This window comes from Methanoculleus methanifontis (genome assembly GCF_030464365.1).
In the GTDB taxonomy this organism is placed as follows: Archaea; Halobacteriota; Methanomicrobia; order Methanomicrobiales; family Methanoculleaceae; genus Methanoculleus; species Methanoculleus methanifontis.
The window spans coordinates 23,871-42,596 of the sequence record NZ_VCYI01000004.1; the positions used below are offsets into that span (position 1 = coordinate 23,871).

General features: G+C 61.9%; 22 protein-coding genes and 1 pseudogene. 13 read left to right on the forward strand and 10 right to left on the reverse strand.

Going from position 1 to position 18,726, the window contains the following annotated elements:
* Position 1 precedes the first annotated feature (1 nt).
* The 7 genes from FGW20_RS03935 to hisB are packed head-to-tail and all read left to right on the forward strand — an operon-like array spanning position 2 to position 6,248.
* Positions 2–1,087 carry a succinate--CoA ligase subunit beta gene (locus FGW20_RS03935; RefSeq protein ID WP_301676794.1) on the forward strand — a complete coding sequence of 362 codons (1,086 nt, stop codon included), beginning with the start codon at positions 2–4 and terminating at the stop codon, positions 1,085–1,087.
* The gene (gene sucD / locus FGW20_RS03940) at positions 1,084–1,950 is read left to right on the forward strand and encodes a succinate--CoA ligase subunit alpha (protein ID WP_301676795.1); all 867 of its coding nucleotides are present in this window, start codon (positions 1,084–1,086) and stop codon (positions 1,948–1,950) included. The genes FGW20_RS03935 and sucD overlap by 4 nt, the downstream gene beginning before the upstream one ends.
* Positions 1,947–2,759 (forward strand): DNA integrity scanning protein DisA nucleotide-binding domain protein, encoded by an 813-nt coding sequence (locus FGW20_RS03945; protein ID WP_301676796.1) that lies wholly within the window; start codon positions 1,947–1,949, stop codon positions 2,757–2,759. Before sucD ends, FGW20_RS03945 begins: the two co-directional genes overlap by 4 nt.
* Positions 2,760–2,819: 60 nt before the next feature.
* Entirely contained in the window at positions 2,820–4,022 is a 1,203-nt protein-coding gene (locus FGW20_RS03950) for a methionine adenosyltransferase (RefSeq protein ID WP_301676797.1), read from the forward strand.
* A 31-nt stretch (positions 4,023–4,053) separates the two neighbouring features.
* Positions 4,054–4,956: an ATP phosphoribosyltransferase gene (hisG, locus tag FGW20_RS03955; protein ID WP_301676798.1), complete on the forward strand. Its 903-nt coding sequence runs from the start codon at positions 4,054–4,056 to the stop codon at positions 4,954–4,956.
* Positions 4,957–4,960: 4 nt separating this feature from the next.
* Positions 4,961–5,680, forward strand: coding sequence for a 1-(5-phosphoribosyl)-5-[(5-phosphoribosylamino)methylideneamino]imidazole-4-carboxamide isomerase (gene hisA / locus FGW20_RS03960; protein ID WP_301676799.1), 720 nt, complete (start codon positions 4,961–4,963; stop codon positions 5,678–5,680).
* Positions 5,667–6,248 (forward strand): imidazoleglycerol-phosphate dehydratase HisB, encoded by a 582-nt coding sequence (gene hisB, locus FGW20_RS03965; protein ID WP_301676800.1) that lies wholly within the window; start codon positions 5,667–5,669, stop codon positions 6,246–6,248. Before hisA ends, hisB begins: the two co-directional genes overlap by 14 nt.
* Positions 6,249–6,629: 381 nt before the next feature.
* On the opposite strand, the gene FGW20_RS03970 is transcribed toward hisB, so the two are convergent.
* From FGW20_RS03970 to FGW20_RS03980, 3 genes are all read right to left on the reverse strand, one after another.
* Positions 6,630–6,836, reverse strand: coding sequence for a histone family protein (locus tag FGW20_RS03970; RefSeq protein ID WP_011843678.1), 207 nt, complete (start codon positions 6,834–6,836; stop codon positions 6,630–6,632).
* Positions 6,837–7,022: 186 nt separating this feature from the next.
* Entirely contained in the window at positions 7,023–7,784 is a 762-nt protein-coding gene (gene mtxX / locus FGW20_RS03975; RefSeq protein WP_301676801.1) for a methanogenesis marker protein Mmp4/MtxX, read from the reverse strand.
* A complete protein-coding gene (locus FGW20_RS03980) occupies positions 7,775–8,785 on the reverse strand; it encodes a methanogenesis marker 2 protein (RefSeq protein ID WP_301676802.1) in 1,011 nt (336 codons plus the stop codon). Before FGW20_RS03980 ends, mtxX begins: the two co-directional genes overlap by 10 nt.
* Before the next feature lie 223 nt (positions 8,786–9,008).
* On the opposite strand from FGW20_RS03980, the gene FGW20_RS03985 reads away from it, so the two are divergent.
* Positions 9,009–10,373, forward strand: a complete 1,365-nt coding sequence (locus FGW20_RS03985; protein ID WP_301676803.1) for a replication factor C large subunit — start codon at positions 9,009–9,011, stop codon at positions 10,371–10,373.
* 319 nt (positions 10,374–10,692) lie between these two features.
* Here the strand turns inward: FGW20_RS03985 and FGW20_RS03990 are convergent, their stop codons facing one another.
* The gene (locus FGW20_RS03990) at positions 10,693–11,100 is read right to left on the reverse strand and encodes a UPF0146 family protein (RefSeq protein ID WP_301676804.1); all 408 of its coding nucleotides are present in this window, start codon (positions 11,098–11,100) and stop codon (positions 10,693–10,695) included.
* A 17-nt stretch (positions 11,101–11,117) separates the two neighbouring features.
* On the opposite strand from FGW20_RS03990, the gene FGW20_RS03995 reads away from it, so the two are divergent.
* Positions 11,118–11,657 (forward strand): archaemetzincin family Zn-dependent metalloprotease, encoded by a 540-nt coding sequence (locus tag FGW20_RS03995; protein WP_301676805.1) that lies wholly within the window; start codon positions 11,118–11,120, stop codon positions 11,655–11,657.
* A 255-nt stretch (positions 11,658–11,912) separates the two neighbouring features.
* Entirely contained in the window at positions 11,913–12,299 is a 387-nt protein-coding gene (locus FGW20_RS04000) for a universal stress protein (protein WP_301676806.1), read from the forward strand.
* Positions 12,300–12,354: 55 nt separating this feature from the next.
* On the opposite strand, the pseudogene FGW20_RS13330 reads toward FGW20_RS04000, so the two are convergent.
* The 3 genes and pseudogenes from FGW20_RS13330 to FGW20_RS04010 all read right to left on the reverse strand — a co-directional run.
* Positions 12,355–12,537: pseudogene (locus FGW20_RS13330) on the reverse strand (acetolactate decarboxylase); the annotation flags it as partial.
* 136 nt (positions 12,538–12,673) lie between these two features.
* Positions 12,674–13,108 carry a nucleoside deaminase gene (locus tag FGW20_RS04005; RefSeq protein ID WP_301676946.1) on the reverse strand — a complete coding sequence of 145 codons (435 nt, stop codon included), beginning with the start codon at positions 13,106–13,108 and terminating at the stop codon, positions 12,674–12,676.
* Between the two features lie 159 nt (positions 13,109–13,267).
* Positions 13,268–13,810, reverse strand: coding sequence for a HEAT repeat domain-containing protein (locus tag FGW20_RS04010; RefSeq protein ID WP_301676807.1), 543 nt, complete (start codon positions 13,808–13,810; stop codon positions 13,268–13,270).
* A gap of 102 nt (positions 13,811–13,912) precedes the next feature.
* Here FGW20_RS04010 and FGW20_RS04015 point away from each other — a divergent pair, with 102 nt between their 5' ends.
* A complete protein-coding gene (locus tag FGW20_RS04015; protein ID WP_301676808.1) occupies positions 13,913–14,338 on the forward strand; it encodes a hypothetical protein in 426 nt (141 codons plus the stop codon).
* An 11-nt stretch (positions 14,339–14,349) separates the two neighbouring features.
* Here FGW20_RS04015 and nadC read toward each other — a convergent pair whose 3' ends face one another.
* From nadC to nadX, 3 genes are read right to left on the reverse strand one after another with little or no spacing between them, the layout of a single operon-like run.
* A complete protein-coding gene (gene nadC / locus FGW20_RS04020) occupies positions 14,350–15,204 on the reverse strand; it encodes a carboxylating nicotinate-nucleotide diphosphorylase (protein ID WP_301676809.1) in 855 nt (284 codons plus the stop codon).
* An 8-nt stretch (positions 15,205–15,212) separates the two neighbouring features.
* A complete protein-coding gene (gene nadA, locus FGW20_RS04025; RefSeq protein ID WP_301676810.1) occupies positions 15,213–16,109 on the reverse strand; it encodes a quinolinate synthase NadA in 897 nt (298 codons plus the stop codon).
* A gap of 2 nt (positions 16,110–16,111) precedes the next feature.
* The gene (gene nadX, locus FGW20_RS04030; RefSeq protein WP_301676811.1) at positions 16,112–16,870 is read right to left on the reverse strand and encodes an aspartate dehydrogenase; all 759 of its coding nucleotides are present in this window, start codon (positions 16,868–16,870) and stop codon (positions 16,112–16,114) included.
* A gap of 151 nt (positions 16,871–17,021) precedes the next feature.
* On the opposite strand from nadX, the gene FGW20_RS04035 reads away from it, so the two are divergent.
* Together FGW20_RS04035 and FGW20_RS04040 are read left to right on the forward strand one after the other, a co-directional pair.
* Positions 17,022–18,224, forward strand: a complete 1,203-nt coding sequence (locus tag FGW20_RS04035) for a tRNA (N(6)-L-threonylcarbamoyladenosine(37)-C(2))-methylthiotransferase (protein ID WP_437178571.1) — start codon at positions 17,022–17,024, stop codon at positions 18,222–18,224.
* 42 nt (positions 18,225–18,266) lie between these two features.
* Complete coding sequence (locus tag FGW20_RS04040; protein WP_301676812.1) at positions 18,267–18,710, forward strand: metal-dependent transcriptional regulator; 444 nt, start codon at positions 18,267–18,269, stop codon at positions 18,708–18,710.
* Positions 18,711–18,726: the final 16 nt, after the last annotated feature.

Consider the following 18,726-nt stretch of genomic DNA (forward strand, 5'->3'; position numbering starts at 1 on the left):
TATGAAGTTACTGGAATACGAGGCAAAACGGGTCTTTGCAGAGTACGGAATACCGGTCCCGAACGGGGTCGTGATACGGGCACCGGAGGAGGTCGCGGCACACCTGCCGGACCTCGGCGACGGCCTGGTGCTGAAGGCACAGGTGGACGTCGGCGGGCGCGGAAAGGCCGGCGGCGTCCTGATGGCCGACCGCACAACAGCGGCCGGGACTGCCCGGGAGCTCTTCTCCCGGGAGATCAAGGGCATCCCGGTCAGGGAGATCCTCGCGGAGGAGCGTCTCCCGATTGAGCATGAGTATTACGTGAGCATCGCTATCGACCGGTCGAGCAGACAACCGGTGGTGCTCTTCGCCGACGCCGGCGGGGTGGAGATCGAGAATATGGCATCGGCGGATGAGTCCGCTGTACGGAGAGTCATCGTATCTCCGCTTCTTAAGGACATCCCGCCGTTTTTGATGCGGGAACTCCTCGGCGGTGCGCCGAAGGAACTCGCCCCCGTCATCAACAACCTCTACCACGTATTCCAGGGCAAGGACGCCATGCTCGCGGAGATCAACCCGCTCGTGACGACGGCGCGGGGAGTCTACGCGGCGGACGCGAAACTGATCGTTGACGACAACGCCCTCGCCCGCCAGGGGGTAACCGTCAACCGCGACCTCTCGGAACGCGAGCGCGAGGCCGAGAAGCACGGATTCTCCTACGTGGAACTGGATGGGAGCATCGGGGTCATCGGCAACGGCGCCGGGCTCACGATGTCGACACTCGACCTGATCGAGTTTTACCACGGGCGGGCAGCGAACTTCCTCGACGTCGGGGGCGGCGCCGAACAGGAACGCGTGATGCACGCCGTCAAACTCGTCGCGAGCATGCCCGGGGTGAACGTGATCGTCGTCAACCTTCTCGGGGGCATCACCCGGTGCGACGAGGTGGCGAAGGGGATCATCGCCGCCGGCGTCGCGCCGACGATTATCGTCCGGATGGCCGGGACGAACGAGGAGGAAGGCCAGCGGCTGCTCGCTGAGTGCGGCTACCGGATGCTCGAGAGCATGGATGCTGCCGTGAAAGCGGCGATGGAGGTCTCAGAATGATTTACGGGGATAAGAATCTCGGCGTGATCGTCCAGAACATCACCGGCCGGCAGGGCACGTTTCACACGGAACTGATGAACGCCTACGCCCACGAGGTCGGGGGACGGGGCGTCGTCGCGGGGGTCGCGCCCGGGAAGGCCGGCCGGGAGGTTCACGGTGTACCCGTCTACAACACCGTCAAGGATGCGCTCGCCGAGCACGACGCGACCGCAAGCGTCGTCTTCGTCCCGGCAGGCGCTGCCGGGGACGCAGTCATGGAGGCAGCGCACGCGGGGATCGAACTCGCGGTCGTCATCACCGAGCACATCCCGGTTCACGACGCGATGAAAGCCATCGCTTACGCAAAACTCCACGACTGCACAGTCATCGGCCCGAACTGCCCGGGACTCCTCTCGCCGGGAGAGTGCAAACTCGGGATCATGCCGGCCCACCTCGCCACCCGGGGAGAGGTCGGCGTCGTCTCCCGGAGCGGCACCCTCACCTACGAGGTGGTCGACGAGCTCACCCGCGCCGGCATCGGCCAGAGCACCGTCGTCGGGATCGGCGGCGACCCGGTGATCGGCCAGACGTTCGTGGATGCGCTCGCCCGGTTCGAGGACGACCCGCAGACGAAGGCCGTCGTCGTCATCGGCGAGGTGGGCGGCAACCTGGAAGAAGAAGGCGTCCGGTCGACCGATCTCCCCGTCGTCACCTACATCGCCGGCGTGAGCGCCCCGCCCGAGAAGCGTATGGGCCACGCGGGTGCGATCATTGAGGGGGGCGAGGGGGACGCCCGGTCCAAGGTTCGGCGGCTCCGCGGCCTCGACATCCCCGTCGCGTCCCGTCCATCGGAGATACCGGGACTGATCCGTGAGGTGTTATGAACGGCGACCTGATGCTTGCAACCGCCTGCGAAGTGGCGGAGAAGATCGGGGCGCGGGCGGTCGTCTCGTTCATCGAACCGGCCCCGGTGCTCGCAAAGGTGCCCGACATCCCGATCATCCGGGTGCAGGAACTCCAGCTCGATGTCTTAAAAGACCTCACCATGCACGACATCCTGGAGGTGAGCGAGCGGCACATGCTCGACGCTGCCGTCCACCTCTACCTCCGGCGCAACCTGGAGAGCGGCCTCGTCGTCGGCGTTTTTTCCTACGCGATCATCCTCTACGACATCGAGGAGGGGAAGAACTTCATCAACCTCAAAGACTTCTCCGACATCGCCCCCCGCGAGGTGCTCCACGCAGCTCTCACGCTGGCCCTCGAGATCGCGGTCGAGGGGAGGGAAGGGAGAGCCATCGGCACCGCGTTCATCATCGGCGACCCGGAGGAGATCTTCCGGCACTCCCACCAGGCGATCCTCAACCCCTACCAGGGGCAGCCCGGAACACTCCGGGACATCAAGAACCGGGACAATTGGGAGAGCGTCAAAGAATTCGCCCAGCTCGACGGTGTCTTCGTCATCGATAAAACCGGCGAGGTGCGGGCGGCGGGCCGCTACCTGGACGTCACCGGGCGGGGCATCTCTCTTCCCGGGGGCCTCGGCGGGAGGCACCGCGCAACCGCGTCCATCACCCACGAGATCCCGGCCATCGGCATCACGGTCTCCGAGAGCGGAGGCATGGTGCGCATCTTCAGGGACGGACAATGCAAGATCAGCATCCGTTCCGATATTCGCCTCCGTAGTGACGGTTAGAAATGGTTATATGAGTTGCAATCATTTCTCTTATCACACTTTAGAACTACGGTGGATTTGATGACCAGGAATATCAGCGTAGAAGGGCTTGACCAGATCCCGATCGAGAAGCAACGGATAGAACTGGTGGAGCGCAAGTGCCTCGGGCACCCGGACAGTCTCGCAGACGGTATCGCGGAGTCGATCAGCAGGGCGCTCAGCAGGTCGTACCTGGAAGAGTGCGGCAGCGTCCTGCATCACAACACCGACCAGGGCGAGGTCGTTGCAGGAGAGTCGATCCCGATGTTCGGCGGCGGCACGATCACAAGGCCGATCTACTTCCTCATATCGGGCCGTGCCACGAAGACCTTTAACGGCATAAACATCCCCGCGGACGCGATCGCCGTCGAGGCCGCACGGGACTATATCAAGGAGATCCTCCCCACCATCAACATGGACCGCGACGTCATCGTCGACTGCCGGATGGGGAAGGGGTCGACCGACCTGCAGGACGTCTTCCGGTCGTGCGAGGGGAAGGTCCCGCGGGCGAACGACACCTCGTTCGGTGTCGGGCACGCTCCGTTCAGCGAGGCGGAGAGCATCATTAGAGGCGTCGCCACGTTCATCGACGACACGCTCCGCCCGAAGTATCCCGTCATCGGCCAGGACTGCAAGATCATGTGCCTGCGTGACGGCGACACCATCACCCTGACCATCGCGATGGCGTTTGTGGATCGCTACTGCTCGAGCATCGCCGAATACATCGAGCAGAAGAACTTCCTGACCGAGCAGATCGCAGCGGTCGCAAAGCAGTTCACCACAAGAGCGGTCAACGTCGCCATCAACACCGCTGACGACCTCGAGGCCGCCAGCGTCTTCCTGACGGTCTCGGGCACTTCCGCCGAGATGGGCGACGACGGCTCGGTCGGCCGCGGCAACCGCGCGAACGGGCTGATCACCCCGAACCGCCCGATGAGCATGGAGGCGACGAGCGGCAAGAACCCGATCAACCACATCGGCAAGATCTACAACCTCCTCGCGACCCAGGTTGCGCAGGACTGTGTCGCGAAGGTCGACGGCATCGAGGAGATGTACGTCCGCATGCTCTCCCAGATCGGCTACCCGATCGACCAGCCGCACGTGGCGAGCGCCCAGATACTCACGAAACCCGGCTACGATATCAAGTCCATACAGCCCGATGTCGAGGCAATCATCGACGAGTGGCTGAAGGAGACCCCCTCCATCACCGAGAAGGTTATCAGGGGAGAACTCTCTACCTTCTAACCCCTCTAACATTTTGGAGTTGTTCTAATCCATGAGTAAACCGTCACCCCGGCATCCCGTGCCCGGTCCCGGGCTCGTACGTCTCGCGATCCCGAACAAAGGAAGAATCGCCGGGCCCATCAACGAGTTGATCGAGAAGAGCGGCCTCCACCTGGCCGAAGGCGGCAGCGAGCGCAGACTCATCACCCGGACCCGCGATCCCAACGTGGAGATCCTCTTCGCCCGCCCGATCGATATACCGGAGTACGTGGCGAACGGCGTCGCCGACCTTGGGATTACCGGGAAGGATATGGTCATGGAGCGGGGTTCCGCGGTCGAGCAGGTTCTCGACCTGCAGACGGGGAAGGCCACGCTCGTCGTCGCCGTGCCGGAGGAGTCGGACGTCGAGACCGTCACCGACCTTGCAGGCGCAAAGGTGGCGACCGAGTTCCCGGCGATCACCCGTGCGTTCTTTACCGACCACGGGGTTGCCGTCACGATCGTGACCGTCGGCGGGGCGTGTGAAGCGACGCCGCACCTCGGGATCGCCGACGCCATCGTCGACCTCTCCTCCTCGGGGACGACGCTCCGCACGAACCACCTCCGCGTCGTCGACGAGGTGCTTGCGTCCACGACCATCCTGGTGGCGAATCCCGCCTCGCTCACGGTCAAGCGTGAGAAGATCGACGAGCTTGTCCTCGCCCTCGAGAGCGTCATCCGGGCGAAGGGACAGTGCTACCTGATGATGAACGTCCACAAAAGCGCTCTTGCGGACGTGCGGGAGGTGCTGCCCGGCCTCTCCGGGCCGACGGTGATGGACGTGGCTTCCGACGAGAACCTGGTCGCCGTTCACGCCGTCGTGAACGAAGAACGGGTCTATCAGCTGATCAACCAGTTAAAGCAGGCCGGCGCAAAAGACATATTAGTCATGCCCATCGAACGGATCATACGCTGAGAGCATGGAGATCTATCCTGCAGTTGATATCCTGGACGGACGGTGCGTGCAGCTTGTGCAGGGACGGCCGGAGGCGGCGACGGTCTACGGCGATCCGGCCGCCTGGGCGCACCGGTGGCTGGATCAGGGTGCAGACGGCCTGCACGTCGTCAACCTCGACGGGGCGTTCGGCCGGGCGCGCAAGAACGCCGACCTGATACGCGCCTTCACCCGCGATACGGAGACGTTCGTGGAACTCGGCGGTGGAATCAGGAGTGTCGAGGATGCCGCGGGGTGGCTAGACGCCGGCGTCGACCGGGTGATCGTCTCGACTCAGGCCGTCCGGGAGCCGGAGATCGTCCGAACGCTTTCCGATGAGTTCGGCGGCGAGCGGGTGATGGCGGGCATTGACGCCCGGGCCGGCGAGGTGATGATCGAGGGATGGGAACGCCCTGCAGGGAGTTACCTCTCCTGGGCGGAGCGGTTCGAGAGCCTCGGCGCGGGATCGCTCCTCTACACGAACGTGGACGTTGAGGGGCTCCAGCAGGGGGTCGCCATCGAGCCCGTGGCGGAACTCCTCCGCCGGGTGAAGGTTCCGGTCGTCGTCTCGGGCGGGATATCGAGTCCCGGGGACGTCGCGGCGCTCCGGAAAGCCGGAGCGGTAGGGGCAGTCCTCGGGTCCGCCCTCTACGCCGGGAAGGTGCGCCTCTCAGAGGCCATGGAGGTTGCGCATGCGAACGAGTGAGATCCACCGCACGACACGGGAGACCGATATCAGGCTCTCCCTCGACCTCGACGGAACCGGGGCAGGAACCATCGAGACCGGGATACCGTTCTTTGACCACATGATGACGTCGTTTGCCCGGCACGGCCGAATGGACCTCACCATCCACGCGGCCGGCGACCTCGCCGTGGACCCCCATCATACCATCGAGGATATCGGGATCGTCCTCGGGACGGCTCTTGCCGAGGCGGTCGGGGATGGGAAGGGGATCACCCGGTTCGCCGACGCCGCCGTCCCGATGGACGAGGCGCTCGCCCGGGTGGCGCTGGATCTCGGCGGCAGGGGCTACCTCGTCTTCGAGGGCGGCTTCTCCCCGGTAGGCCCGGGCGGCATCCCCGGCGATCTCATCGAGCACTTCTTCTACAGCCTCTGCAGCCATGCCGGGATCACCGCCCACATCACGGTCTCGGGTAGGAACGATCACCACGTCTGCGAAGCGGCGTTCAAGGCGTTCGCCCGGGCGCTCCGTGCCGCCGTGGCAATCGATCCTGCGATAGGCGACGTGCCGAGCACCAAGGGGACGCTCTGATTCCACCAGAAAAGCAACCCTTTTTTTCTTACCGGTAGCAAAAACAACCGCCATCCAGGGAGCGACGCATCGGCTCACAGATCGCGCATTGTGCAACAGATGTGAAAAGGTATAGTATGACGGCATAAGTAGGCTGGAATCGCAGATGTGGACGTCTGACGCGCATCAGCGATCTGTCTGCCGGGTCGCAAGAGCAGATCCTGGTATCCGACGCTGCTCCCGCTCTGCTCATCCTCGATTCTCGCCGCCCCGGTCACCGGTCACGATATCGTCCCGAAAAGAGCACCAAGCCGCCCGGGCTTTCAGCATGTATACTGCTGGAAAAGATCTGAAATGGGGCCTTGCAAGGACCCCGGTAAAGAGAAGGAAAGAGTGGCCGACTTACGCGGACTTAACCGCGAGGTCGACGTCTTCCGCCTTGATCGTCTTGCGTCCCGCGTGCTGGGCAAGCCTGTTGGCTTCCTTGGTCAGCTCGGCGATGTACGCCTCAGCCTTGGTAACCAGTGCGGCAGCGGCATCGCTGCCGACTCTCTCAGCACCATTCTTCTTTGCGATACGTACAACCGCAGCAATAGGTAGATCTGCCATAATCTCATTCCACCTCTAAAAAGAGGTGTATTAGTTAATATTTAAACATTTCGGGATTATCTCGGAAATTTGCGTTTCTCTTCCCCATTGAGGGTATGTCTGGACAGAGCATCCTGATAATCGGCAGGGATCGGTGCCGATTGAAAAAAGCAAAATGCAAGCCCCCAGACAAAATCGGGAGGAAAATTACAGACTTTCCGATTGCGCCAGAGATTTCGCAAGCATTATTGCATTGGTATAATCTGCAGAGGCGCGCGACGTATCTACGAAAATTCTACCGATATTTACCACCGGAGCACCATGCCCCGCCCCGCCTCCGAGGAACGTGAGCGTGCGAAAGATCAGGTTCCCGGAGATCCCATCAGGAGCCACGACCATCCCATACCTCCCCGCTGCCTCCTCGATCAGGATCTCGGCGTGCTCCGCACCGGTCAGGCGTGCGACAAGCTCGGCATCCGCCATCGTCCGGTCGACGACCGAATGCCGCCCGAGATCCCCGAGCCGCCCTCCTGAGAGGACCGCCACCCCTTCAGCGAGGCCGAAATTCCGGGCGATATTCCTCCCGACCCTGACGAAGCGCACCTTCTCCTCGACCGTCCAGCCCTCGTCGACCCCGACCGGGGCGAGGAGGAAGAGGCGCCCGTCAGAGGTCTCAAGGAGGGCGATCCGTTCCAGATGGTCGACACCTGCGGCCTGCTTGAGGGCCTTTAAGGTGGAGGATGCTGGGAGCGTGCCCCTGACGGCGGCATCGATCCTCTCCGCATAGAGTGCCTCGATGAGGGCTATCTCCGGCTCCACGGCCTCGACGACCGTAACCGCGTCACCGAACGCCCCGGCGGTCCCGGGGGGAGAGAAAAGGATGAGATCGACCTCCCGGCCGACCGCCCGGGCGGTCGAGAGGATCTTTGCGTCAGGGGACGCCGCACCAAGCCCGACCGTTATTGGCATGCTCCGCCGTCCGAGAAGATCCGCATGATGCCGTTCTGGTCGAGGTCAAAGACCTGCGTCTCCCGGCCCAGGTACCTGACGGAGAGCCTCCGGCTCCCGTTCACCTCCCCGATAGCGGCGGCGGTGATCCCGACGTCGGCAAACCGGCGGCAGACCTCCTCCACGTCCTCCGGTTTAACGGTCAGGATGAACCCCATGCCGGGATACATGCGCACCCACTGCTCGAAGGGAAGGCCGATCGCCGTGAGGTCCGGCCGGGGAACCGCGTCGAGGTCGATCACCGCGCCTTTCCCGCTCACCTCAAGGAGCATACCGAGTGTCCCGATGACACCCGGGTTGCTGATATCTTTCCCGGCAGTCACCAGGTGATCCTTCCCGAGATCCTCCATCACCCGGATCTGGGCACGCACCACGTCCGCCGACTTCATCGTGACCGAGTCCCAGTTGAAGCAGCACGACGGGTGTACCCGGCCGTCAAGATCTATCGCCGCGACGACCACGTCGCCCTCCTCTGCCGTATCCGAGAAGATGATCTGATCCATTCTGCCCGTTCCGAGGATCGCCACATCTACGACGCTGTAAGGCGTATTCGGGTGCAGGTGCCCGCCCACGATCGGGACACCGAACTGGGCGGATGCCGCGACCATGCCCCGGGTCACTTCGTCGCGGAGCTGATCATTCGTAACGGAGAGGATATCGACCATCGCAACCGGCCTTCCGCCCATGGCGGCGATGTCGTGAACGTTCACGAGCACGGCACAGTACCCCGCCCAGAACGGGTCCGCCTCCATCAGCTTGCTCCAGATACCGTCCGCCGCAAGAAGCAGCGCGTCCTCTGCATTATGCCTGATGACCGCGGCATCCTCACCGAACGAAGCGACAACATCGGGACTTTCTATCCGGAGAGACCGGATCATGTCACCGATCTCCTTCTTTCGGGTGACGCCCTCGTATTCCCTGACAGCCTGTGCTACCGTATCGGTGGAGCAATCTTTCACCACAAGAACACCAACACTCCGTGTTTCTTTATGGTATTCTGCCTCATCAGAGATAATGTATTTGATTCACCGGTATTATGCACTCTGTTCCGCGAACCGATCGGGAAGGAAACTACCGGCAGGTATCCGGTCCGGCCGGGTACAGTCTCCTTACAGCGCATCCACCGGATCGTCTTGCATCCGCATCGGGGTGGCATTTTTGATGCACCGCGTCGAATAGTCTGGTATGGACTGGGTGGAGAAGTACAGGCCGCAGCACCTTCAGGATGTCGTGGGGAACTCCAGCGCCGTCAGGCATATCTACGAGTGGGCGCGGGACTGGTCGCGGCAGAAGAAGCCGCTCATCCTGTACGGAAAACCCGGCACCGGCAAGACTTCGAGCGCATATGCCCTCGCGAACGACATGAACTGGGAGGTGGTGGAACTGAACGCCTCCGACCAGCGGACGAAAGCGGCCCTCGAGAAGGTGGCGGGCTCAGGCTCCACCACGGCCAGCCTCACCGGGGCGAGCCGCAAACTCATCCTGCTGGATGAGGCCGACAACCTGCACGGGCAGGCCGACCGGGGCGGGGCGAAGGCGATCGTGGAGATTATCGCAGCGTCGCAGCAACCGATCATCCTGATCGCAAACGACTACTACTCCCTCACGAGAGAACTTAAGTCGGTCACGGAGCCGGTGCAGTTCCGGGCACTACAGGCCCGATCGATCGTTCCTCGCCTCCGCCAGATCTGCGCCGCGGAAGGCGTGACATGCGATCCCGCCGCGCTCGAAAATATCGCGAGCCGCGCCGACGGCGATATGCGGGCCGCGGTGAACATGCTCTACGCCGTGTCCATCGGGAAGGAGCACCTCGCGGTGGGCGACGTCCATACTTCCGCAAAGGACGAGCGCTCGACCATCTTCGCACTCGTCGGAGCGACCTTCAAAGGGAAGAGAGATGCCGACCTGCTCCGCATGGCGGTGGAGGTCGAGGATACTCCCGACACCGTCGAACAGTGGCTCGAGGGGAACCTCGACCACATGCCGGATCCCGCCTCCCATGCGAAGGGCTACGCCTGCATATCAAGAGCGGACGAGTACATCGGCCGGACTTACCGGCGGCAGTACTACACCCTCTGGCGCTACGCGAGCGCGGTCATGCTCCTCGGCGTCGCCGACGCCGCCGGCGGGCACGGCGTCCATGGCCGCATCATGCCGCCGGCGCGCTGGAAGAAGATGGGGGCTTCGAAGAAGCAAAAAGCAGTCCGGGCGGGCCTCTCCCGGAAACTCAGCGAGATGACGCATATTCCACAGGACGCACTCCGGGAAGACTTCTTCACCGCAATCAGCATCCTCGTCGAGCAGGACCCTGCAAAATACGTCCGCGAGTTCGAACTCGATGCCGACGAACTGAACCTCTTCATCCACGACAAAGCCCGGGCCACGAAAGCCGTCAAAGAGGTGGCAAAGGAAGAGAAAGCGAAGGCGAAGAAGGCCTCCGCTAAAGAGAAGGCAACCGGGAAAGGCAAGAAGGCCCGGGACGACGACCAGCCCGCCGATACCGGAGAATCGCGACGGGATCCACCCCCGGGCCAGGCGACGCTGTTCTAGCGTGTCGTTGACCGGGGAGCCGGAAGGCGCACGTGAAGTGCGAGCGTAGCGAGCTTGAGCACCGTAGGCTTCGAGCCGCGACTGTCCACAGGACGGGAGCGTGAGAAGCCGTAGGCTTCGAGCCGCGAAGAGCGCGAAGTCTGGTTAACGGGTGCTGGCAGCCTCTTTGCGCAATTCGCACTCTTCGAGTGCTCAAACTCCGTTCCTCGAAACCCTTTGGGTTTCTCGAACTTCTGTCCTTCAGACAGTCGTTCCTTGCGGAACGTCGCACTTCATGTGAGGCTATGATGCACGTGAGCGTTTAGACGAAATGGCTCCACTACAGAGCGCGCCGGCGGTAGCGATGGAGGAGAACCGGGCCGCAGTCCACGACCTCGCCGCCGTCCCCGAAGATCTCGCATCCCAGGTGGTAGACCAGGAGGTCACTATCAATCCGCCCGGCAAGCGCGATCAGCGGCGGAACCATCTCCACGCCGGGCCGCACGGCGTAGATCAGGTCCGCACCCTCATACAGCCGGATGTCTGGTTCGAAGACGTCGTCGGTCACCACAGCAAGCCCGTCGTGCCGGATACCCAGCCGGATGTCGGTGCAGAGCATCAGGGCGCCGGCAGCCGCGATCAACCTTGCGGCCTCGGGGTTGTTGCCGATACCTACTTCAACAGCCCGGCGATATCGGGCAGCGATATACTCCCCGATACTCCGTTCAATACGTTTATACCGACACATCACCCAGAGATTAGGTAATGGGCATCAATATTCTTTGGGACCCGCAGGCACCGGCAGGTATCGAACTCCCGGTCGCCAGGATGATCGCGATGATCCTCAGGAAAGAGCCCGCGCTCGTCGAATACCCGTTCCTCATCGACGGCTACGACCGAAACCGCGACCAGCACGATGCTCAAAAGATCCTGGACCGCCTGCAGGACACCTTCACGCGCAGGTACGAGATCGACGGCCCTCTGCTGCTCGTCACCTCCCGCGACCTCTACGTCAACGGGTACGACTTCGTCTTCGGCCTTGCACGACCCGCATGCGGCGTTGCCGTCGTCTCAACAGCCCGCCTCGAAAACGACTACTACGACAGGATGCCGGACGATACCGACCTCATCGACCGGGCGGCAAAAGAAGGAGCACACGAACTCGGACACCTCCTCGGGCTCGACCACTGCCCAGACCCCGAATGCGTCATGTTCCGGCCGCGGACGCTGGATGAACTGGACAGAAAGAGGAAGATGCTCTGTCCAGTCTGCAGGGAGGCGCTCGCGTCGCGGGCAACGCGATGACGGCAAACCCGGTGTACCTTCCATAAGCCCGATCCCTGCTCCCGATAACTCCTGCCGAGAGAACGGCTTCCGGCTTTTCGACAGGGCGGGGCAGAGAAGCCGGCAAACAAAAGTATCAAACGAACGCGCCGGGAAACCTCGATCACGATGGGATACTCTTCTTCCTTGATCTAGCGAAAGTTCAAAGATATCGTCGGAAGGCGGTATGACTCGGTCCTGAAGGACTACGGCGAGTTCCTGACGACCGACGAGGAGATGCTCGTCCCTGAGGTCCGGTCGATCCTGGTGCCGCTCGACCTCTTCGTTCATGACATCACCGAAGAAGCAATCGACGTGCTCTCCGCCTATGACGCCGCGATCTCGCTCGCCAACATCACGGATGTCGAGGTGATCGAACTCCTAAAACAGGCGCTCGACCGTGAATCGACGGAGGAGTTCCGGGTAAAGAAGGAAGAGTACGGCCAAAAACTCCTCGAACGGACTGCAGCCAAACTCGAAGAACACAGCTTTTCGGCCCAGACACGGATGTTTGTCGGGCATAAGGGCGACGACGTCGCCCGGATGGCGAAGAACCACGACATGGTCGCGCTCTGCCGCCGCTACGCCGACGGGGAGTCGACCGACGCCTCGGTAAGCCCGTAATGTCCGTGTCGAAGAAGGTCGCAGACGCGAAGGGCGTCGTCGCGTCTCCGTCAACCGGGTAGGCCCGTCCGTCGACCCGGATCAGGTACCACTCGCCGTCGACACCGATCAGTTCCCCGTCGAGCCGGTCACCGCACCCGATACCGAAGTCCCCGTACTCCGCGAGCTCGTCAAACGTCATGCTGCCGTCGTAGGTGCCCTGAAGGAGCACATCAATGGTCGAGACCTGAAAGAGCATATTCCCTATCTGCGCTTTCCGCGCGCACGGGCGCGGCCGGGAGAGGAGCGGCCGCAAGCCGATCCAGACCCCGACAAGGAGCGAAACAACGGCAACGGTAGCGTATGGAGCAATCTATCTTCAGCCGTGAACCGCCTCACAACTCCCCGATATCCTCATACCAGAGATCGGGATGCTGCTCGATGAACGCACCCATCATCGCCTTGCAGACGTCGAGGTCCAGATCGAGCACCTCGACACCGTGCGACTCGAGGAACTCCCGTGCCCCCGCGAAATTTACCGATTCCCCGGCCACGACCTTCCCGATCCCGAACTGGACGACCGCTCCCGCACAGAGGTAGCAGGGCATCAGCGTGGAGTAGAGCGTGCACTCTGCGTAACTACCGATTCTCCCGGCGTTCCTCAGGCAGTCGATCTCGGCGTGGAGCACGGGATCATCATTCTGGACGCGCCGGTTCCGACCATGCCCGATGATCCGCCCATCGCGCACCAACACCGAACCAATAGGTATTCCGCCTTCTTTCAGGCCCGCTTCCGCCTCCTCGAGGGCACACTTCATGAATATGTCCATAGCCATCTCCTCTCGGGCGCTCAATACCATAGATAAACCTATTGCAACACCCTATCAGATATAAGAAGACGTTCCTGGATAATAAACGCATACGGGACGAGAACAGCAACTCGAGAGAGCGATGGGCGCGGTAGCCGGACAGGCAGGGGCGCCGCCCCTTCAGACGCTTGGGATCTCCCGCTCGGTTCCGATCTCGTCGAGCGCCTGCCGCCCGGCGATCCTGACATCACGGTTGGCATCCCCGAGGAGGCGCAAAAGGGGTTCCCGAGCCCGCGGGTTGCCGATCCGGCCAAGCGCCCAGGCCGCCATCCTCCTGACCCGGGGTTTTGCGTCATCGAGCAGCCGGATCAACGGCTCAACCGCCCGGGGGTCGCCGATCTTTCCGAGCGCCCAGGCCGCTCCCATCCGAACCCAGGGGCTGTCGTCTTCCAGGCTTCGTATCAGCGGGAGGATGGGTTCGCGCCCATCGATGAGTCCGAGCGCCTTCGCCGCCTTCCACCGCACATCGACGTAGTCATCCTCCAGCGCCTCGATGAGCGGCTGTACCGCGCGACGGTCGCCGAGTTCCCCGAGCGCGTCCGCAGCCCGCCACCGTTCATTGAGATCCCCGGACGCAAGCATCAAAAGGTATCTGTGGAGTTTCTTCTCGCTATCGAGGCCTTTGGTCTCTCTCCCCGGCACTGGCGGATCCCCCTCTGCCATAGGCCACCTCACGCCCAACTGGAGTCGGCCGGGTATAAGGCTTTGCCCCGGAAGATGCCCACAAGGGTGCACTTTTTCTACTCTCCCTGCCTTCACCATAGTATGGAAAGTCCGACGGTTACACCGGAGGGTACGGCGTTTCCCCCGGATCTGGAGCGCCTCGGCGTCGTTGCCGGAGCGAAGATCGATATCAGAGACCTTGACGCGATGGGTCGCCGCCATAACTTCCACGTCTTCCTCTACTTCGAGGAGGATCTGGCCAGAGATTCTACGCTCCGGGAAGACCTGCAGGAATACGGCGACGTGCCCGACCTGGAACGCCCGTTCGTCAACCTGAACGCATTCCTCCAGTACGCCGCCGAACAGGATCCCCTCTTCACCGGGCGCCTGGACGAGCTTCCGCTGGTCATCGAAGTCATGGCCTACGGGGAACTCACGACAGAAGAGGGCAAAATCGCGCCGTACGTCAAAGGGCTGATGCCGTTTCTGGACGAACTCACGATGGAGGATGCCCAGACCGCATCCTGAATCCCCTTATTTTAGGAAAGCCTGACGGTGCCCGCGCCCTTCAGGACATCCAGGCTCACGTCGAAGTTCCTGACCGTATGGGTGAGCGCGCCCATACTGATGATATCGATCCCGGTAGCGGCATACCCGGCAAGATCGTCGCCGGCGACGCCTCCCGAGACCTCGAGAGTGACCCCCTCCCGGAGACCACGGGCGGCCAGCGTCCCGACCGTCTCCCGGACGGCGCTCGGTGTCATGTTGTCGAGAAGGATTATGTCGGCACCGGCAACCGCAGCCTCGACGGCGTCCCGTGCCGTCTCGACTTCCACCTCGACCGCCCGGTAGCGGCTCTGCTCCTTTGCCTTCCGGATCGCCTCCGGTAGCGGCACCAGCGTGAGGTGGTTATCCTTGATCAGGACCATATCCGAGAGGCAGTAGCGGTGCGGGTCGCCCCCGCCGAGGATCACCGCCTTCTTATCGAGCATCCGGAGTCCTGGAGCCGTCTTCCGGGTTGCGGCAATCCGCACGTCAGGAGAGATCGCACGGACGGCTTCGACCGCCTCCTGGGTCCGGGTCGCAATCCCGCTCATCCGCCCGATGATATTGAGCACCGTCCGTTCCAGAAGAAGGATCGTTCTCGCACGACCTTCGATCTCGAGGAGAACCGCGCCGCGAGCAACCGATCTACCATCGGTGGAACGCTGACGCACCACAACCTCGAAATGCTCGAAGAGCGCCCGTGCTTCCTCGAGGCCGGCAACGATCCCTGTATCCTTCGCCTGGATCACCGCCCGGCAGGCGACGTCGGGGACGACCGTCTCAGAGGTGACGTCGCCCCACGGGGCATCCTCCCGGACAAAACGGAGCAGGTCGTCGATCGGGATCATCCGCACTCTCACGCTCCGACGGTAATCATCCGCTCGATCGCCCGCCGCGCCCGATCCATAACCTCAGGGGGGAGGACAACCTCGTGCTCTTCGGACTCAAGCGCGTGGTGGAGATCGGCAATGGATATCTCCTTCATATCCGCACAGACTGCCTCCGGATTCTCGTAAAAGACCCTTCCGGGGTAGAGCACACGCAGACGGGAAGCCATCTCCCGCTCGGTGAAGACCCACCAGGGCTCGTCCCCGCCGGCCGCGGCGGCGCGGATCATGCCCGCCGTGGAGGCTATCCGATCGGCCTGCTCCTGGATTTCCGGCGGGCATTCAGGGTGGCAGACGATCGTGCCGCCCTTTTTCCGGGCCGCTTCGACGTCGGCAAGGGTGAATCCCATATGGACGTAGCAATGACCGCCGGGAGGCAGAGGAATGATCGTCTTTTCGGGGAGTTCCCGCTGGACGTATGCTGCGAGGTTTGAGTCCGGCCCAAAGAGGATCGTATCGTTTGGAAGCGACGCTACGACCCGAACCGCGTTTGCCGAGGTGCAGGTGATGTCGGCGAGCGCCTTGCTCTCCGCCGTGCTGTTGACGTAGACCACCACGGCCGCATCGGGATACTGTTCTTTCGCCTCCAGGATCAGATCGGGGGTCAGGAAATCGGCAAGCGGGCATCCTGCGTCCTCCACCGGGAGGACAACTTTCCGATCAGGGTTGAGGATCTTTGCCGTTTCGGCCATGAACCGGACACCGCAGACGACGATCAGGTCCGCCGCGGTCTCCTTCGCTTTCACCGCGAGCTCGAGGCTGTCGCCCACCACGTCGGCGAGCGCCTGGATCTCCATGGGCTGGTAGTTATGCGCCATGATGACCGCGTTCTTCTCGGTCTTGAGCGCACGAATTTCCGTCTCCATTGTTACGTTCCCACCACCAGAGGGTTCTCAAGGTTCTTTAAGAGCGTCAGGATGGAGAGGGCCGCCATATAACTGGTTGCAGGATTATCGGGGCTCGGGACATTCCTGACCCGGACATAGATGTCCCCGAAGTCGCCCTCAACGAATATCTCGTGAATGTTCCTCTCTGCTTCAGGGTCAATCCAGAGTTCCACATCAATGTCCCTGCCTGCAGCGAGTCCCAACGCAACTGCGACATTAACGTTTTTCGGGTACTGCTTAATACAGTCGTGTGCCAGACCCTTAAATATCTCCATTCGTGTCGTAACTGGCAACCCGAGCGACGCAGGAGGTTTTGTCGTACGCAGGAGAAGTTTTTTCGGCGGCGAAACCTGGCCAATCTTGATGTTATCAAGCCCGATGATTGCGCCGCTCGGAACCCGGATCTTCTTCCCCGCTTCTCGTGCAACCTCGATGAGGTGGTCGCGGAACTCCACATCCGCGAGAGCTCCGCCCGAGAGGAGGATAATATCCCTTCCCGACCGAAGAACCGTTTCCGCATAGCACCTGACGGCACCGACAGAGGCGGCTTCTACAACTATCGAGAAATCTTCCTGCATGAAGGCGTCAAAGTCCGTATACGCTCGGGCATGGCAGAGCGCCGCCAATTCTTCCGCCCGCCCGGGGATGATATCGAAGACCGCAACAACCTGGATGCTCTCAGCGTGTGTGGCGATGATATGTCCAACGTTGCCGCATCCCAGCAACCCTATTTTAATCATCAAATAAAGAAATTGTAATATCAGCGGTTAAGTATTGTGCTCCACACAGCGAAAAAAGAACACCAAATTTCAGCAGTAGGACAGGCTGCCAATCATACACAGGAAGTCGATAATCATCACCTTTGAAGATCTACGAGAAAAAAAGATCTACATCGAGAGTTACGGGTGCACTTATAACCACGCTGACGCACGGAGGCTCACGGCGATACTGGAAGATTTCGGCTGCACACTGACCGGCCGGGCGGAGGAGGCGGATGCTGTGATCGTCAACACCTGCACGGTGATCGGCGCGACCGAACGAAAGATGCTCCGGCGCCTGGCGGCGTTTGCCGACCGCGACCTCTACGTGACCGGATGCATGCCGCTCGTCCAGATGGATAAGATTCGTTCGGTCTGCACCCCGCAAGTCATCCGCCCGGATGAGATCCACGAACGATCCGGCAGCGTCGGTACCCGTGGGCCGGGGGCAACCGGCGTGGTGCAGATAGCGAGCGGATGCATCGGCCGGTGCAGTTACTGCATCACCCGGTTCGCCCGGGGGCGGCTCGCGAGTGTGCCTGCACAGGACATACTCGACGCCGTCCGGGCCCTCGTCGCGTCGGGCGCCTACGAGATCCAGCTGACCGGGCAGGACGTGGCCGCATGGGGGCTTGATCGGGGCGAATCGCTCCCCGAACTCTTGCGGGAGATAACGAACATACCCGGGAGGTTCGCCGTCAGGCTGGGGATGATGAACCCGGCTGCGGTGCTCGGAATCCTTGAGCCGCTCACTGATGCCTGCGAGAGCGAAAAGGTCTTCCGGTTCCTCCACCTCCCTGTCCAGTCGGGCTCGGATGCCGTTCTCGAACGGATGCAGCGCGGCTACACTGCAGCCGACGTCGTCCGGATCGTCGATACGTTCCGGGAACGTTACCCGGATATGATGATCTCTTCCGACTTCATCACCGGGTTTCCCGGGGAGACGGACGAAGAGTTCTCACAGACGCTCGAACTCCTTCGACGGGCGGCGTTCGTAAAGGTGAACATCACCCGCTACTCACGGCGACCCGGGACGCCCGCCGCGGCCCTAAAAGACCTCCCCGAGCGGATACGCAAAGACCGTTCCCGCACACTGCTTGCCGAAGCAAACCGGAACTACGACACTTACAACGAACGCTGGATCGGGCGGGAGACACCGGTCGTCGCGACCGAGAAGAACATGCCGGGATCGACCGTCTGCCGCAATCCCTGCTACCTCAATGTCGTCGTAGAAGAGGATCTGCCGTTCGGATTCACCGGAAAGGCGGTGATAACCGGGAACCGCCGGCACTACGTCATCGCCAAACTGGTTCCGTCCGGAGAAGAAGAGGTTTAGCCCCACCGAAACTTTTTCTTCCGTCAAGGCCTATCTCCCTCCATGCAAGAGATCACCGGGCAAGAACTCTCTTCAAAGAAGGCAGAATACCTCAAATACATCCATATGCAAGCCGATGTCGTAAAGACGACCGAGATCGCCGCCCACTTCTCTGTCGCACCCTCGACGGTAACAAAGGCGCTCACGGAGATTGCAAAAGCAGGATATATCGAGCATACGCCCTACCGTGGGGTGAGACTCACACCTTTCGGCACCGAATACGCCCGGTTCCTGGTTCGCCGTCACCGGATCGTTGCCCTGGTGCTCAGCCGCCACGGGCTCGAGCCCGAAGAGGCCTGCAGGGAGGCAAAAAAGATCGAGCAGTGCTTCTCGAAGGACCTTACCAACAGGATGTGCATGTCGCTCGGGCACCCGATGATGAGCGTCTGCGGGGAGATTGAGCACGATCACCGCTACTGTAGTCCTCCCGGCGGGTACCACGGGTGACGACGGAACGTCTTCG

Coding starts and splice junctions, on each gene's coding strand:
- FGW20_RS03935 (WP_301676794.1), top strand. CDS start 2: ATGAAGTTACTGGAATACGAGGCAAAACGGGTCTTTGCAGAGTACGGA.
- sucD (WP_301676795.1), top strand. CDS start 1,084: ATGATTTACGGGGATAAGAATCTCGGCGTGATCGTCCAGAACATCACC.
- FGW20_RS03945 (WP_301676796.1), top strand. CDS start 1,947: ATGAACGGCGACCTGATGCTTGCAACCGCCTGCGAAGTGGCGGAGAAG.
- FGW20_RS03950 (WP_301676797.1), top strand. CDS start 2,820: ATGACCAGGAATATCAGCGTAGAAGGGCTTGACCAGATCCCGATCGAG.
- hisG (WP_301676798.1), top strand. CDS start 4,054: ATGAGTAAACCGTCACCCCGGCATCCCGTGCCCGGTCCCGGGCTCGTA.
- hisA (WP_301676799.1), top strand. CDS start 4,961: ATGGAGATCTATCCTGCAGTTGATATCCTGGACGGACGGTGCGTGCAG.
- hisB (WP_301676800.1), top strand. CDS start 5,667: ATGCGAACGAGTGAGATCCACCGCACGACACGGGAGACCGATATCAGG.
- FGW20_RS03970 (WP_011843678.1), bottom strand. CDS start 6,836: ATGGCAGATCTACCTATTGCTGCGGTTGTACGTATCGCAAAGAAGAAT.
- mtxX (WP_301676801.1), bottom strand. CDS start 7,784: ATGCCAATAACGGTCGGGCTTGGTGCGGCGTCCCCTGACGCAAAGATC.
- FGW20_RS03985 (WP_301676803.1), top strand. CDS start 9,009: ATGGACTGGGTGGAGAAGTACAGGCCGCAGCACCTTCAGGATGTCGTG.
- FGW20_RS03990 (WP_301676804.1), bottom strand. CDS start 11,100: ATGTGTCGGTATAAACGTATTGAACGGAGTATCGGGGAGTATATCGCT.
- FGW20_RS03995 (WP_301676805.1), top strand. CDS start 11,118: ATGGGCATCAATATTCTTTGGGACCCGCAGGCACCGGCAGGTATCGAA.
- FGW20_RS04000 (WP_301676806.1), top strand. CDS start 11,913: ATGCTCGTCCCTGAGGTCCGGTCGATCCTGGTGCCGCTCGACCTCTTC.
- FGW20_RS04005 (WP_301676946.1), bottom strand. CDS start 13,108: ATGGACATATTCATGAAGTGTGCCCTCGAGGAGGCGGAAGCGGGCCTG.
- FGW20_RS04010 (WP_301676807.1), bottom strand. CDS start 13,810: ATGGCAGAGGGGGATCCGCCAGTGCCGGGGAGAGAGACCAAAGGCCTC.
- FGW20_RS04015 (WP_301676808.1), top strand. CDS start 13,913: ATGGAAAGTCCGACGGTTACACCGGAGGGTACGGCGTTTCCCCCGGAT.
- nadC (WP_301676809.1), bottom strand. CDS start 15,204: ATGATCCCGATCGACGACCTGCTCCGTTTTGTCCGGGAGGATGCCCCG.
- nadA (WP_301676810.1), bottom strand. CDS start 16,109: ATGGAGACGGAAATTCGTGCGCTCAAGACCGAGAAGAACGCGGTCATC.
- nadX (WP_301676811.1), bottom strand. CDS start 16,870: ATGATTAAAATAGGGTTGCTGGGATGCGGCAACGTTGGACATATCATC.
- FGW20_RS04040 (WP_301676812.1), top strand. CDS start 18,267: ATGCAAGAGATCACCGGGCAAGAACTCTCTTCAAAGAAGGCAGAATAC.